Below are 555 nucleotides of genomic sequence, written 5' to 3'. Positions count from 1 at the left end.
GTACAGTTGGGTGGTCAACAGGGCGGACATGCCGACAGGGCCTGCGCCTGCGATGAATACGGTGTCGCCGGGTTTGACATCGCCGTATTGCACGCCGATTTCGTGGGCAGTCGGCAAGGCATCGCTCAACAGCAGGGCGACTTCTTCATTGACGTTTTCGGGCAGCGGAACAAGGCTGTTGTCGGCATAAGGCGTGCGGACGCATTCGGCTTGTGTACCGTCGATCATGTAGCCCAAAATCCAGCCGCCGTTACGGCAGTGTGAATAGAGTTGGATTTTACAGTTGTCGCAAGTACAGCATTTGCTGACACATGAAATAATGACTTTATCACCGACTTTGATGTTTTTTACAGCATCGCCGACTTCTTCTACAATACCGATACCCTCATTACCGAGAATACGACCGTCGGCAACTTCAGGGTTTTTACCTTTCCAAATACCCAAGTCAGTACCGCAAATCGTGGTTTTAACGATTTTGACGACTGCATCAGTCGGATCGATAATTTGAGGGCGGGGCTTTTCTTCGAAACGGATGTCGTTTGCGCCATGATAAAC

General features: G+C 50.6%; 1 protein-coding gene. It reads right to left on the bottom strand.

Features of this window, described 5'->3' with window-relative positions:
* On the bottom strand, positions 1-555 hold a 555-nt coding region (locus tag ACTHUR_RS17085), incomplete at both ends, for an alcohol dehydrogenase catalytic domain-containing protein (protein ID WP_440399889.1).

The organism is Neisseria sp. P0021.S007 (genome assembly GCF_051956855.1).
The sequence above is the reverse complement of the archived record's forward strand: the minus strand, read 5'-3'. Positions and strand labels throughout refer to the sequence as shown.